The following is a 14,137-nucleotide window of genomic DNA, read 5'->3' as shown; positions in this document are numbered from 1 at the left end:
CATGCCTGTTGCGTTCCTCGATTTGGCGCAAACGTGCGCACCCACAATTGCAGCCGAGACGCTCGCCGCCATCGTCAGCCTTGAAAGCCGGTTCGAACCCTTCGCCATCCGGGTCAACAGCGGCGCAACACTCTCGGAGCAGTCCACGACCAAGGTGGAGGCGATCGCAATCGCCACATCAATGGCAGCCGGCCGGCAGGACATCCAGCTCGGTCTTGGCGGCATCGGCCTGGAAGAACTCCGCAAGCTCAACCTTTCGATTTCAGATGCCTTCGACCCATGCCTCAACCTTCGGGCCACGGCGACCATTCTCGACGGATATTACCGGCTGGCGGTGAAAGCGGGCGCGGACCCGAGCCGGGCCGAACAGGTGATGCTGCACTCCCACTACGGACGGAACGATCCCTCTGTCGGCGCGATGGTCAGGTACGACGAGCAGGTCCGCCAGGAAAAAAGCCGGCTCGCCAGAACCATCACGACTCTCATGATCGAAGATGATGGACGGGAGAGGGAGCTCAACGAAGCGCCTCTTGTCGAGGCGATCGGCGATGCACGCAAGGACGAGGCCTTGGCCGATCACACGGTGTCGGTGCCGTCCTGGGACGTTTTCAGATCGAGACGGAGGTCCTCCGTCCTCGTGTTTCAGAACAGTCAAATGGAGGAGAGTGAATGACTTTCAGTGCCCGTATCCGCCCGATCGCCGCATCCGCCGTCATGGCAGCGGCCATCCTGGCATCCATGGTCGAACCTGCCTTCGCGCAAGCCGCCGGCATCGAGACCGTGCTGCAGAACATCGTCGATATGCTGACCGGCAACATCGCCAAGCTTCTGGCCGTCATCGCGGTCATCGTGATCTGCATAGCCTGGATGTTCGGCTACATGGATCTGAGGCGCGCAGGGTTCTGGATCATTGGCATTGGCGGCATCTTCGGCGCTACCGAACTTGTGAACACCATCGTCGGAAGCTGACACCATGGCGAGTTCGCGGCCGATCCTTGAGGAAGACACGCTGTTCATCGCCTGCACCCGGCCGGCGATGATCGCTGGCGTGACGATGGAAGCCATGGGCATGAATATCATGCTGACGACTATCCTCTACATCGTCGCAGGCTCGGTCGCCTATGCGCTCGTCGGCGTCGTCTTCCATCTGCTGTTCCGCGCACTCGTCAAACACGACCACAACATGTTTCGCATCTTGCTGGTTTGGGTGGAGACACGCGGCCGGTCCCGCAACAGCGGCTATTGGGGCGGAGCGACGCTTAGCCCCCTAAAGCTCGCGCGCAATTACGACGAAAGGGATCTCGGATTTGCCTAACCTCGCCACACTCAGATCTCGCGAACTCGGTCCTGAGACCTTCATCCCCTACGTCCGCCACGTCGACGAGTCGACAATCGCGCTCGATTCCCGGGCACTGATGGTGATGATCGCATTAGAGGGCGTATCTTTCGAGACCGCGGACGCCCTCGACCTGAACGCTCTCCATCGCGACCTCAATACCCTCTATCGGAACATCGCCGACGAGCGGCTCGCCTTGTGGACCCATCTCATTCGCCGCCGGGACGGCGATTATCCCGTGGGCACTTTCGCGACCGCATTTTCAGCCGCGCTCAACGACAAATATCGCGAGCGCATGGTGGGCGAAGATCTGTTCCGCAATGATCTTTATCTAACGATCCACTGGTCTCCGGCACGCGACCCGGCCGACAAGGCAGCGACGTTCTTGTCGCGTCTGTTGCAGTCCCGTCGGACGGGCGTCGAATTGGATGAGGAGGCTCTCAAGCAGCTTCGAGACAAGGTCGTCGACGTTACGGCGGCGTTGAAACGTTTCGATCCCCGCGTGCTGTCGCTTTACGAGCACAGGGGCCTGATCTTCTCGGAGCCGAGCGAGGTGCTGCACCAGCTCGTCGGCGGCCGGCGGGAACCGGTTCCGCTGACGGAGGGTCGCATCGCCTCCGTGATCTACTCCGACCGGGTCATATTCGGCCGCGAGACGATCGAGATTCGCCACGAGGCTGAAAGTCGCTTTGCCGGCATGCTGAGTTTCAAGGAATATCCGGCCCGAACTCGGACCGGCATGCTCGACAGTGTGCTCACCAGTCCTTTCGAAGTTATCCAGGCGCAATCCTTCTCCTTCGTATCGAAGGCGGACGCCCGCGTCATCATGGGCCGCAAGCAGAACCAGATGGTCAGCAGCGGCGACAAGGCATTCTCGCAGATCGAGGAGATCGATGAAGCGCTGGACGATCTGGAGTCCAACCGGTTCGTACTTGGCGAACACCATCTGACGCTTGCCGTCTTTGCTCGGTCGGTGAAGGAACTGATCGACAATCTCGCCAAGGCACGCGCCGGTCTGACGAGTGGTGGTGCGGTCGTTGCGCGTGAGGATCTCGGCCTTGAGGCTGCCTGGTGGGCGCAGTTGCCGGGCAATTTCCGCTATCGCGCCCGGTCCGGCGCGATCACGTCCCGCAACTTCGCGGCGCTCGCGCCATTCCACTCCTACCCGATCGGTCGGAAGGACGGCAACGAATGGGGACCTGCCGTCGCCCTTTTCAAGACGGCGTCGGGGTCACCGTACTACTTCAATTTCCATTATGGCGATCTCGGTAACACTTTCGTCTGCGGACCGTCCGGTGCCGGCAAGACCGTGCTTTTGAACTTCATGCTGTCGCAGCTCGAGAAACATGACCCGCATGTGGTGTTTTTCGACAAGGACAGGGGAGCTGATCTCTACGTGCGCGCCGCCGGCGGCACCTATCTGCCGCTCAAGAATGGTGCCCCGACCGGATGCGCGCCCCTGAAGGCACTTGAACTGACGCCGGACAACAAGGTGTTTCTCACGCGCTGGATCGGCAGGCTTGTCGGCTCGGCAACACGGGAACTGACTGTGACTGAACTCCGCGACATCGCCTCCGCCATCGACGGCCTTGCCGACTTGCCGGTGGAGCGCCGGACGATCGGCGCGCTCAGGACCTTCCTCAACAACGCCGATCCCGAAGGGATTGCCGCGAGGCTGCGGCGGTGGGAACGGGGAGGTCCGCTCGGCTGGGTCTTCGATAACATCATTGAGGACATCGGCTTCGGCGGCAAGTTCGTCGGCTATGACATGACCGATTTCCTCGACAATGAAGAAATTCGCACGCCCCTAATGGCCTACCTCTTCCACCGGGTCGAGCAGCTGATCGATGGCAGGCGCATCATCATCGTTATCGATGAGTTCTGGAAGGCGCTCCAGGACGAAGGGTTTCGCGATCTCGCACAGAACAAGCTGAAGACGATCCGCAAGCAGAACGGCCTTATGCTCTTTGCTACGCAGAGCCCGCGCGATGCGATCGTATCGCCGATCGCTCATACGATCATCGAACAATGCCCGACGCAGATCTTCCTACCGAATTCCCGCGGTAACCACGCCGATTATGTCGACGGCTTCAAGCTCACCGAGCGGGAGTATGAACTCATTGCACGCGAGCTCTCCGTCGAGAGCCGCCGATTCATATTGAAGCAAGGGCACAATAGCGTCGTCGCCGAACTGGACCTCGGCGGTTTCGACGACGAACTTGCCATCCTCTCCGGCCGCACTGCGAATGTCGAACTCGCCGATGCCATCCGCACAGAAGTCGGTGACCGGCTCGCGGATTGGCTTCCGATTTTTCAGCAAAGAAGGAGTTTGAGCTAATGGCTTCCTATCGAAATCACGGCGCGGCAATAGCGGCCGCGCTCATTCTCTCCGCCGGCACGGCGGCCGGGCAGGGAATCCCCGTGATCGACCGGACTGCGATCGCCAACCACCTCGAGAGTATCGCCCAGCTGAAAGCCCAGCTCGACGCGCTCAACCAGCAGATCGAGCAGGCGCAGCAGCTCTACGGCTCGCTCAACAAGATCACCGACATGGCGGATGTTGCCGGCGTCTTGAACGATCCTGCCATCCGCAAGGCGCTGCCCGGGGACTTTAACGTCATCGAGGGGCTGTTTAAGGGAAGCGGCACGGGCGTATTCGGCGATACGGCCTCAAAGTTCCTTGAGGGGAATTCGACCTATCGGACCAGCGCAGATGACTTCTACGCGCAGGAGCTTTCGCGCATTCAGAACAAGAATGCCGGGCAGATGAGCCTGGCGCAGCATATCTACGATGCCGCGGCCAAGCGCGTCGATGGCATTGACCAACTGCGCGAGAAGATTTCGACGGCGAGTGATGCCAAGGACATTGCCGACCTTCAGGCCAGACTTCAGGCGGAAACAGCTTTCCTCCAGACCGATATACTGCGCATGGAGGCCCTCCGAATGGTCCAACAGGCTCAGGCCCAGATTGACGAGCAGCGCAAGGCGGAAGACTGGCGCCGGCGCCTCGACGCAATGGGGGCGGCACTGCAATGAAGAGGCATGTCGTTCTTCTCGCTGTTCTGTTGGTCAACTGCTCCGAGCAAGCTGAGCGAACCTACACTGTCGACGAACTCATCGCCGACGAGGGCCTGCTGTCCGAAATCATCGCGACGTGTCGCAACAACCCTGGTGAATTAGGCAATACCCCGAACTGCCAAAACGCCGCTGCCGCAGACTTCAAGGCCCGTCTTAAACGGATGTGAAAGGTACTTGGAGATTGAGGCATGTATCAGGTCTTTGCCTTCGTCGACGAGCAGTTCAAGGCTCCGCTGGAGACCTTCGTCTCCGACGGGACCTCGAACATCTCAGAGTGGATTTCGGGCCCCCTGACGGCAGCGATTACGCTCTATGTCGTGCTTTACGGCTATCTCGTGCTCCGCGGCTCGGTCCAGGAACCGATCCTCGACTTCGCATTTCGGGCGATCAAGCTCGCCATCATCGTGATGCTGGTGAGGGACGCCGACGAATACCAGACCTACGTCACCGACATCTTCTTCGAGGGATTGCCGCGTGAGATTTCGCAGGCGTTGAACGCCGGCGCAGCACCAAGTGCATCAACCTTCGACAGCCTGCTCGACAAGGGACACGCGTGTGCCAAGGAAATCTGGGCTCGCGCCTCTTGGCCGGTCGATGTCGTGACAGGCATCGGCGGCATGATGGTCATTGGCGCGAGCTTCGTCGTCGCGGCGATTGGCTATATCGTATCGCTCTATGCCCGGCTGGCGCTCGCCATCGTGCTCGCAATCGGGCCGATCTTCGTGGCGCTGGCCATGTTCCAGGCGACCCGACGCTTCGCCGAGGCCTGGATCGGACAGCTTGCGAACTTCGTGATCCTCCAGGTCCTCGTCGTCGCCGTCGGTTCTCTGCTGATCACTTGCATCGACACCACCTTCACGGCGATCGAAGGATACAGCGACGTGCTGATGCGTCCAACCGCGCTCTGCGCCATCTGCCTCGCTGCTCTCTATGTCTTCTATCAGCTGCCGACCATCGCTTCAGCGCTTGCCGCCGGCGGCGCGTCGTTGACCTACGGCTACGGCGCTGCACGCGATGCCCACGAAAGCACGCTCGCCTGGGCGGCGTCCCATACCGGCCGTGCGGCCGGACGCGGTGTCCGCGCCATTGGTCGAACCTTCAGCTCGAAAGGCTCCGGATCGTGACGCTTTTCGCACGAACAAGAAAAAGGCTCTTCAGGAATGACCAGAACATTTCCGCTGCTCTGCATGGCGGTCGCCTTAAGCGGCTGTGCGTCGCTGACATATCCGCTCCCGAAATGCGATGGCTATTCGCGCCGCCCCCTCAATCGCTCGATGTGGCAGTGGGAGGACAATAGCAGCCTCAAACAGAAACAGTCCGATGCGGGATCGGCGACCTCTCAGTCAGTCGCCACAGCTTATGTCGAAGAGGGTAGGGAACCTCCCGCCTTCGCCCATCTCGGCATCGACGCCTCCTATCCTTCTTGCGAGGGCTGATGCCATGGTTCCAAGGGACGAACTCAGGGCCTACTTCGACAAGGCGCGGCGCTTCGATCAGGATCGCATGATCCAGGTCGAGCGCTCGGCACGCATCGCCTGGTCCGTGGCGATCGTGGCCGGCATCGTTGCGGGCGCTTCCATATTTGCCGTCGCCGGCTTGACGCCACTCAAGACGGTGGAACCGTTTGTTGTCCGGGTCGACAATTCGACGGGCATCGTCGATGTCGTCTCGGCGCTGACTTCGACCGCCGGCACTTATGACGAGGCCGTGACCAAATACTTCGCCGCGAAATACGTCCGCGCCCGCGAAGGCTATGTCTGGAGTGAAGCGGAGGAGAACTTCCGCACAGTCGCCTTGCTGTCTACACAGCCGGAACAGGCCCGGTTCTCGGCGCTCTATCGCGGCAGCAATCCGGAGTCGCCACAGAACACCTACGGGCGCGGCGCCACCGCACGCATCAGCATCGCCTCGATCTCGCTGATCAATCCGCATGTCGTATCTGTCCGCTACATGCGCGCGATCACCCGCGGGGAAGAAGTCCGGACAACCCATTGGGTCGCGACGCTCACCTTCTCCTATGCAAACGCGCCGATGTCATCGACGGATCGGCTGGTGAATCCTCTCGGTTTTGCCGTCGGCGAATACCGAGCCGATCCTGAGGCCATCAACTGATGCGGACTATCTTCATCGCCACCCTCCTCCTTACGACCTCCGCCGCCACGGCGCTCGCCCTCGAAATCCCGCGCGGCGCGTCGCAGGACAGCCGTGTCCGTTTCGTCGACTACCAGCCGTACAACATCACCCGGATTATCGGCTCTCTGCGGTCCTCGGTGCAGGTCGAGTTCGCGGCCGACGAGGAGATCGCTCATGTCGCGCTTGGCAACAGCGTTGCTTGGGAGGTCGCGCCGGCCGGCAACATCCTGTTTCTCAAACCGCGGGAAAATCAGCCAGTCACCAATCTCTCTGTCGTCACCACACGGCGCGACGGCTCGACTCGAAGCTACCAAATGGAACTGACAGTGCGAGATGGCGCGGTGGAGGTCGGCCAGAACACCTACTTCTACGTCAAGTACCGCTATCCCGGCGACGAAGTCGAACGGCGGCGCCAGGCCGCGGCGGCGCAGGCGATCGCGGCGCAGGCCAAGGAGGCCGACAACGTGTTGGCCATTCATGAGGCCTATGGTCCGCGAAATTGGCGCTACTCGGCGCAAGGTTCCCAGGCGCTGGAGCCGCACTCGGTCTACGACAATGGCAAGGTCACGACGTTTGCCTTCGTCGGCAATCAGGAAATGCCCGCGATCTACATCGAGAACTCAGACGGCAGTGAAAGCCTGGTGCCGAAATCCGTAGATAGCAATCTTGTCCTGGTCCATGCGATTGGCCGGAAGTTCATCCTGCGGAGGGGGCGGGACGTGCTCTGTGTCTTCAATGAGGCCTACGATCGGGCAGGTATCAACCCGGACACCAACACGACCTCGCCGTCGGTCGAGCGCATCGTTCGAACCGACGCCGACGTGACGCGATAGGAAGCTGTCATGGTTCAGGAAGATGAAAGCCGGATACCGGGGGAACGCGCCGAAACGGTTTCCGGCGGGAGGATCGACAACCATCCCGTCTTGAGGCGCGGCGCGGTTGCGCTGGCCGTTGTTACCTTTATCGCCTTCGCCCTGTGGTCGATGAGCGGCGAGCACACTCCGACGGACACAAACAGGTCCGAGCGGGTTGTCATCCGGCAAACGGCAAACTTCGAGCCGGTCACGGAAAAGGTGGAGCCGGCCCAAGCCGTGCCGGAAGTGAAGCTGCCGACCCCTCTCGCGCCTGACGTGGTGGAGGACGAAGATCCGCTGCTCGACTCGGCGCGCCGGGCTCCGGTCATGGCCTTCAGCGGTGGACAGAAGAACACGACATCGCACCGTGAGACCGCGGGTCCCGCCATGTCGACGGACAGCAATTTCCTGCCGCTCGATGGAAACATGATCGACCAGAATGCGGCCAATGCCGATGAACAGCGGTTCAACGGGTTGCTACGGCCGACCAGGCTTGAAGGCTCGCGCGCCGGCACACTCGGCAATCGGAACTTCATAGTTGCAATGGGATCGTCAATCCCGTGCGTGCTGGAAACTGCCATGGCATCTGATCAGCCCGGCTTCACAAGCTGTGTGATCAACCGGGATGTCCTCTCGGACAATGGCCGTGTCGTGCTGATGGAGAAAGGCACGCAAGTCGTCGGCGAATATCGGGGCGCCGTTCAACGAGGACAGAAGCGCCTCTTCGTGCTCTGGAATCGTGCGAAAACCCCGAACGGCGTCATCGTCACATTGGCCTCGCCGGCAACGGATGCGCTCGGCCGGGCCGGCGTGGATGGCTACGTCGACACTCACTGGTGGGAGCGGTTCGGAAGTGCGCTCCTCCTTTCGATTGTAGGCGACGCCACAAGCTATGCCAGCAGCCGCCTTCAGGATAGCGACGTCGACGCGCAGAACACGACGAGCGCGGGTCAGCAGGCAGCGGCAATCGCCGTCGAGCAATCGATCAACATTCCGCCAACGCTCAACAAACATCAGGGTGAACTCGTCTCGATCTTCGTGGCGCGCGATCTCGACTTTTCCGGTGTCTATCGATTGCGGGTGAGCGAGCCGAGGAACAAGGTCCTGGACCGGGCCGTGTTGGGGGATTTCAGCCCGCGGTCGATGCTCGTCACGAAATAGAATAGGGGCGATGATGGAAGGGCCTGACGCTGCGGTCGTTCGTGAACTGCTGTCTCCGTTCATGCCGTACCTTGACGACCCCTCGCTCTACGAAGTGATCGTCAATAGGCCTGGGCAGGTGCTGACGGAACGCTCCGATGGATGGCGGACCCATGATCTGCCGGAGCTATCCTTCGAAAAGCTGATGCGTCTTGCCCGGGCCGTGGCCAGTTTTTCCCATCAATCCATCGATGAAACGCGGCCGATCCTGTCGGCGACACTGCCGGGGGATGAGCGAATCCAGATCGTCATCCCGCCTGCCACCACTCGGAACACGGTCAGCATCACCATCCGAAAGCCATCATTGGTCACATTCACGCTCGATGACCTGGATAAGGCTGGCCTGTTCGCTGATATGACGCCCCGCAGTCACGTGGCCGGTGCGACGGACCGGAAACTGATCGATCTGCATCAAAGGGGCGCGTGGGCCGAGTTCCTCCGCGAGGCGGTGCTAGGCCGAAAGAATATCGTTATCTCAGGGGCGACGGGGTCGGGGAAGACCACGCTCTCCAAGGCACTCATTCGCCATATTCCGGATGATGAGCGGGTCATCTCGATCGAAGACACGCCGGAACTCATGATACATCAGCCGAACCATGTGCGGCTGTTCTATTCCAAGGGAGGCCAAGGGCTTGCGCGAGTCGGTGCGAAGGAACTCCTGGAATCCTGTCTGCGCATGCGGCCCGATCGAATCCTTCTGCAGGAACTGCGCGATGGGACGGCTTTTTATTACATCCGCAACGTAAACTCTGGGCATCCCGGTTCGATCACGACCGTGCACGCTGACTCCGCGAAACTGGCGTTTGAACAGTTGACGCTTCTCGTAAAGGAATCGGAGGGCGGTCAGCACTTGGAGCGCACTGACATCCGCGAACTCCTGAAAATTGCAATTGACGTCGTCGTACAATGCAAGCGCATCGATGGGAAGTTTCGCGTGACCGAGATCTATTTCAGAGCCCACTGACGGACAGATGTTCAAGAACGGTTCCGCATTGCCAAACCGCGTGCTGCGCCGGATAAACATTCAATGCTGGCCAGTGATTTAAGGAATGTGCTTGAGGAGCTCTATAACGCTGGTGCCTATCGGGTGCCGGCAGACGAAATCTACTGGCCACCGGAACTGCATCCGGCGGTTTTTCGCGCCCTGAACATGCAATACATTACGCGAAGAGCAGTGGACGACGGCCGCGTCGAATTCTCGCTGACACGGGCCGGCTACGAGGCGATCGAGGCAGACGTGCCTTGGTCTTATATCCTGCGCCGGCGACTGCGGGATTTCTTCCTCTTCGGAAAAGGCCGCTAGGCGGCTTCGCCAAAATGCAAACCGGCTTGGCGATCTTGCGATCGCGGGCTGCTTTATCCGGTGGATGGCAACGCACCCCTCAGGGTGTAGTCGGCGTCTCGGTGCTGAAGTCCGGAACGTTGATCGGGATCAAGGAATTAGCCGCCGGCGGTGCTAGGCTCTTTCCGGAAATCGGAAGAGGGAGGATTCCATGTTTCGCAACATTCTTATACCCACCGACGGTTCACCCCTGGCAACAATCGCGGTCGATGCAGGCATAACCTTTGCGAAGGAGGCCAGCGCAAAAGTGACCATCCTTGCCGTTACGGAACCATACCATCTCTTTTCGGTCGATCCCGAGCAGTTGTCGGGCACGCGCGACGAATATGAGGCGCTGGCCAGCAAGCATGCCGCGGAAATGCTGGCGGCTCTGGCGCGCAAGGCAGAGGAGGAAGGCGTGGCATGCCAGACGGAGCAGGTCAGCAGCCACGAGGTCTACCGCGCAATCATCGACCAGGCGACACAGAAAGATGCCGATCTCATCATCATGGCTTCGCATGGTCGCGGTGGCGTTGGAAGCCTGATGCTCGGCAGCGTAGCTGCCAAGGTCCTGGCTCATTCGACGATACCGGTATTGATCTATCGCGCGAAGAAATAAGGCGACGTAGCTCTACGTCGTGATGTCCTGCGTCCGCCGCCAGCGTGTTGAAGGCGTTCGTCGAAGCTCGATAGATAGGGACGCGCTTTTCCGATATAGCAACGGCCCGGCGATCGCCTGATCCCGAGCCGTTTGATCCTTGGGAGGATAAGGCGCCCCTCGAGGCACTGGAATTGGTTAGCCGCGGCGCGTGTCCGGGAAGTTTACCGGGTCGATGCCGAGGATGCGCAGGTCGCTTGCCTTCGGACGGCGGTGACCTTCGACAGCGGCGGCGACAGCGCTGGCAGCGCCGAGAACTGCGAACGCACGGCCGATGAAACCCTTGTGGTAAGTTGTGGTAGCCATCTTCTTGCTCGCTTTCGTTTTCTTTCCGATGAGCAAAAGATGGGGTCTGGCTGGTCTTTTTGCAATGCACAATCGAACACGCCAGCCATGCAAAGGAAGCAGGCCCGGTCGGTAGTCAAACCGACCGGGCCTGCCGATAGGCCTTGGGAGGAGGCGCTGTTTGGGAGCAATACCGAGAGGAGTCTCTACCCGGAATTGCTTTGAGATGGCTCAGTCCTCGTTGGCTGCCAGTTGCGAGAGTACCTCGCCACGACCACGTGCCCTGAGGATCAGCGGTACGATCAGCGCGGCAGCGGCGATGACCAGGAGCACAGCGGCGATCGGTGAGGTGAACAGCACGCTGAAGTCACCCTGGCTGATCGCGAGCGCCCGGCGAAGCTGCTGCTCGGCAAGCGGCCCAAGGATCAGGCCGACGACGACGGGAGCGATCGGATAGCCGAAGACGCGCATGGCGTAGCCGAGCAGGCCGAAGGCGAGCAGCATGCCGAGTTCATAGACCGACGGGTTGGCGCCGATGGTGCCTAGCGTCGCAAACAACAGGATGCCGGCATAGAGCCACGGCTTCGGGATCGTCAGCAGCTTTACCCAGAGACCGATCAGCGGCAGGTTCAGAACCAGCAGCATGAAGTTGGCGATGAGCAAGCTGGCGATCAGGCCCCAGACGAGCTGCGGATTGGTTGCAAACAGTAGCGGACCTGGCTGCAGGCCGTATTGCTGGAAGCCGGCGAGCATGATGGCCGCCGTTGCAGTCGTCGGTAGGCCGAGCGTCAGCAGCGGTACGAGCGTTCCGGCGGCGGACGCATTATTGGCGGCTTCCGGACCCGCAACGCCCTCGATCGCGCCATTGCCGAACTCTTCCGGATGCTTCGTCAGGCGCTTTTCTGCAGCGTAGGAGAGGAAGGTGCCGATCTCGGCGCCGCCAGCTGGCATCGCGCCGATCGGGAAGCCGATAAAGGTGCCACGAAGCCAGGGCTTCCAGGACCGTGCCCAGTCGGTGGCATTCATCCAGACCGAGCCGCGCACGGCCTCGACCTTGTCGGGACCCTTGTCGCCTTGGGCAGCGATGAAGAGCGTTTCGCCGATGGCGAACATGGCAACGGCGAGCGTCGTGACTTCGATGCCGTCAAGCAGTTCCGGAACGCCGAAGGAGAGGCGCGTCTGGCCGGTCAGCTGGTCGATGCCGACCACAGAAAGTGCCAGGCCAACAAACAGCGACGTCAGACCGCGAAGGGTAGAATCGCCGAAGGCCGATGAGACGGTGACGAAGGCGAGCACCATCAGCGCGAAATACTCGCGCGGACCAAAGACCAGGGCCAGCTTGACGATATACGGCGCGATGAAGGCAAGGCCGAGCGTGGCAATGAGGCCGGCGACGAAGGACCCGATCGCTGCTGTCGCCAGCGCCGGGCCGCCGCGTCCGGCTCGGGCCATCTTGTTGCCCTCGAGCGCAGTGACGATCGAGGCGCTTTCGCCGGGCGTGTTCAAGAGGATCGATGTGGTCGAACCGCCATACATGCCGCCATAATAGATGCCGGCGAACATGATCAGCGAACCGCCAGGGTCGAGCCGATAGGTAACGGGCAGCAGGAGAGCCACGGTCAGCGCCGGGCCGATGCCCGGCAGAACGCCGACGGCGGTTCCGAGTGTCACGCCGATCAGCGCATAGAGCAGGTTCATTGGCTGCGCAGCAACCAGCAATCCCTGCAGCAGGAAGTCAAAAGTAGCCATGGTCGTCGGCCCTCTTAGAAGAACAGGCGTTCAAGCGGCCCCGCGGGCAGCGACAGTTGCAGGAGCTTGGCGAAAATCACCCACACGACATAACAGATTGCAATGCCGACCGGGATGGAGAGCCAGAGCTTCCGTTTGCCAAAGCCTCGTGCGGTCAGCGCGAACAGAATGCCGGTGGCGATCGAGAAGCCCGCGACATTCAGCAAGAGCATCTGGGCGGCAAGGCCGCCAACGATCCATATGACGGGAGCAATCTCCTGGTGTTCGCGCTCCGGGAAGTCGCCGCGAAACGCTTCGAAGCCCGTCCAGATCGCGAGAGCGAGAAGACAGCAGGCGATCGCATAGGGGACCGTTGTCGGTCCGACCTGGGAATAACCGGCAGCGCCTGCGAGGCGCGACACATCCCAGAAAATGAGTCCAGCGATAGCGGCGAGGACCACCGCGATGAAAAGCGCCGCCCGATCCGGGCGACGCGTTGCGGTCGAAGGGTGATGCCCCTTGGTCATTTCACCAGTCCAATGTCCTTGAGAACACCTTCGGTGGCAGCAACGTCCTTGTCGAGCTGGGCGTTGAAGGCGTCACCGGCGAGGTAGCTGTCCTGCCAGCCCTTGGTCTTCAGGACTTCCTGCCAGCCGGCAGACTTCGCGAGCTTCTCGATATCGGCCGTTACAGCAGCCTTCTGCTCGTCAGACAGGCCAGGAGCGGCGGCAACCATGCGCCAGTTCTCGACGACGACGTCGAGGCCGGATTCCTTCAGCGTGGGTGCGTCAACGCCCGGCAGGCGCTCGCCGCTCGTTACGGCGAGGAGGCGAAGCGTGCCGGCCTTGACCTGTGACTCGAACTCGCCATAGCCGGAAACGCCGGCCGTTACCTGGCTGCCGAGGATGGCTGCGAGGGCCTCACCGCCGCCAGAGTAGGCGATGTAGTTGATCTTGGTCGGGTCGACGCCGGCTGCCTTGGCGATCAAGCCAACGGCAATGTGGTCGGTACCGCCCGCCGAGCCGCCGGCCCAGGACACCGAGCCCGGGTCCTTCTTCAGGGCTGCGACGAGGTCGGCCATCGTCTTGATGTCGGAAGCAGCCGGAACGACGACCGCTTCGTATTCGCCGGTCAAGCGCGCGATCGGCGTGACGTCCTTGAGGGTAACCGGAGACTTGTTGGTCAGGATCGCGCCAACCATGACGTAGCCGCCGACGATCAGAGCGTTAGGATTGCCCTTCTGCTGGCTTGCGAACTGGGCGAGACCGATGGTGCCGCCAGCGCCCGGCACGTTCTGAACCTGAACATTGCTGGAGATGCCTTCCTGCTGCATGACGGTTTGAAGCGAGCGTGCCGTCTGGTCCCAGCCACCGCCCGGGTTTGCCGGTGCGATGATGGTGTAGTCAGCGGCGAATGCCGGCAGCGACATGGCGCCGGCGAGAATCGTTGCGAGGAAAAAGTGTTTCAAGGTCAGTCCTCCGTGAGGCGCGTTTTCACCGCGCACGTTGTTGCTGTGTGCGAACGGGGAGACGGCGACGGGTTCT

18 protein-coding genes are annotated in these 14,137 nt (G+C 61.1%); 14 read left to right on the top strand and 4 right to left on the bottom strand.

What is annotated here, in order from left to right; translation table 11 throughout:
- The first annotated feature begins 1 nt into the window (after position 1).
- From QM996_RS24565 to QM996_RS24500, 14 genes are all read left to right on the top strand, one after another.
- Positions 2–673, top strand: coding sequence for a lytic transglycosylase domain-containing protein (locus QM996_RS24565; protein ID WP_334198625.1), 672 nt, complete (start codon positions 2–4; stop codon positions 671–673).
- A complete protein-coding gene (locus QM996_RS24560; protein ID WP_334198624.1) occupies positions 670–969 on the top strand; it encodes a TrbC/VirB2 family protein in 300 nt (99 codons plus the stop codon). The genes QM996_RS24565 and QM996_RS24560 overlap by 4 nt, the downstream gene beginning before the upstream one ends.
- Before the next feature lie 4 nt (positions 970–973).
- Entirely contained in the window at positions 974–1,315 is a 342-nt protein-coding gene (locus QM996_RS24555; protein ID WP_334198623.1) for a VirB3 family type IV secretion system protein, read from the top strand.
- Entirely contained in the window at positions 1,308–3,674 is a 2,367-nt protein-coding gene (locus tag QM996_RS24550) for a VirB4 family type IV secretion/conjugal transfer ATPase (RefSeq protein ID WP_334198622.1), read from the top strand. The genes QM996_RS24555 and QM996_RS24550 overlap by 8 nt, the downstream gene beginning before the upstream one ends.
- Positions 3,674–4,372, top strand: coding sequence for a P-type DNA transfer protein VirB5 (gene virB5, locus QM996_RS24545; protein ID WP_334198621.1), 699 nt, complete (start codon positions 3,674–3,676; stop codon positions 4,370–4,372). Before QM996_RS24550 ends, virB5 begins: the two co-directional genes overlap by 1 nt.
- On the top strand, positions 4,369–4,581 hold the full coding sequence (locus QM996_RS24540) for an EexN family lipoprotein (protein WP_334198620.1): 213 nt from the start codon (positions 4,369–4,371) through the stop codon (positions 4,579–4,581). The genes virB5 and QM996_RS24540 overlap by 4 nt, the downstream gene beginning before the upstream one ends.
- A gap of 21 nt (positions 4,582–4,602) precedes the next feature.
- A complete protein-coding gene (locus tag QM996_RS24535) occupies positions 4,603–5,538 on the top strand; it encodes a TrbL/VirB6 family protein (protein WP_334198619.1) in 936 nt (311 codons plus the stop codon).
- A 36-nt stretch (positions 5,539–5,574) separates the two neighbouring features.
- Positions 5,575–5,850: a hypothetical protein gene (locus QM996_RS24530; protein ID WP_334198618.1), complete on the top strand. Its 276-nt coding sequence runs from the start codon at positions 5,575–5,577 to the stop codon at positions 5,848–5,850.
- A gap of 4 nt (positions 5,851–5,854) precedes the next feature.
- Entirely contained in the window at positions 5,855–6,526 is a 672-nt protein-coding gene (locus tag QM996_RS24525; RefSeq protein ID WP_334198617.1) for a VirB8 family type IV secretion system protein, read from the top strand.
- On the top strand, positions 6,526–7,380 hold the full coding sequence (gene virB9 / locus QM996_RS24520; RefSeq protein ID WP_334198616.1) for a P-type conjugative transfer protein VirB9: 855 nt from the start codon (positions 6,526–6,528) through the stop codon (positions 7,378–7,380). Before QM996_RS24525 ends, virB9 begins: the two co-directional genes overlap by 1 nt.
- 9 nt (positions 7,381–7,389) lie before the next feature.
- Entirely contained in the window at positions 7,390–8,562 is a 1,173-nt protein-coding gene (gene virB10, locus QM996_RS24515) for a type IV secretion system protein VirB10 (RefSeq protein WP_334198615.1), read from the top strand.
- A gap of 10 nt (positions 8,563–8,572) precedes the next feature.
- Positions 8,573–9,565 (top strand): P-type DNA transfer ATPase VirB11, encoded by a 993-nt coding sequence (gene virB11 / locus QM996_RS24510; RefSeq protein WP_334198614.1) that lies wholly within the window; start codon positions 8,573–8,575, stop codon positions 9,563–9,565.
- Positions 9,566–9,628: 63 nt separating this feature from the next.
- Complete coding sequence (locus tag QM996_RS24505; RefSeq protein WP_334198613.1) at positions 9,629–9,904, top strand: hypothetical protein; 276 nt, start codon at positions 9,629–9,631, stop codon at positions 9,902–9,904.
- Positions 9,905–10,094: 190 nt separating this feature from the next.
- On the top strand, positions 10,095–10,541 hold the full coding sequence (locus QM996_RS24500; protein WP_334198612.1) for a universal stress protein: 447 nt from the start codon (positions 10,095–10,097) through the stop codon (positions 10,539–10,541).
- A gap of 177 nt (positions 10,542–10,718) precedes the next feature.
- Here the strand turns inward: QM996_RS24500 and QM996_RS24495 are convergent, their stop codons facing one another.
- The 4 genes from QM996_RS24495 to QM996_RS24480 all read right to left on the bottom strand — a co-directional run bounded on the left by QM996_RS24495 (position 10,719) and on the right by QM996_RS24480 (position 14,061).
- Positions 10,719–10,886, bottom strand: a complete 168-nt coding sequence (locus QM996_RS24495) for a hypothetical protein (RefSeq protein WP_334198611.1) — start codon at positions 10,884–10,886, stop codon at positions 10,719–10,721.
- Positions 10,887–11,096: 210 nt separating this feature from the next.
- Complete coding sequence (locus QM996_RS24490; protein ID WP_334198610.1) at positions 11,097–12,614, bottom strand: tripartite tricarboxylate transporter permease; 1,518 nt, start codon at positions 12,612–12,614, stop codon at positions 11,097–11,099.
- Positions 12,615–12,628: 14 nt separating this feature from the next.
- A complete protein-coding gene (locus QM996_RS24485; protein ID WP_334198609.1) occupies positions 12,629–13,120 on the bottom strand; it encodes a tripartite tricarboxylate transporter TctB family protein in 492 nt (163 codons plus the stop codon).
- Positions 13,117–14,061 carry a Bug family tripartite tricarboxylate transporter substrate binding protein gene (locus QM996_RS24480; RefSeq protein WP_334198608.1) on the bottom strand — a complete coding sequence of 315 codons (945 nt, stop codon included), beginning with the start codon at positions 14,059–14,061 and terminating at the stop codon, positions 13,117–13,119. The genes QM996_RS24485 and QM996_RS24480 overlap by 4 nt, the downstream gene beginning before the upstream one ends.
- Between the last annotated feature and the right edge of the window lie 76 nt (positions 14,062–14,137).

The organism is Sinorhizobium chiapasense (assembly GCF_045277575.1).
Classification (GTDB): domain Bacteria; phylum Pseudomonadota; class Alphaproteobacteria; order Rhizobiales; family Rhizobiaceae; genus Ensifer; species Ensifer chiapasense_A.
The sequence above is the reverse complement of the archived record's forward strand: the minus strand, read 5'-3'. Positions and strand labels throughout refer to the sequence as shown.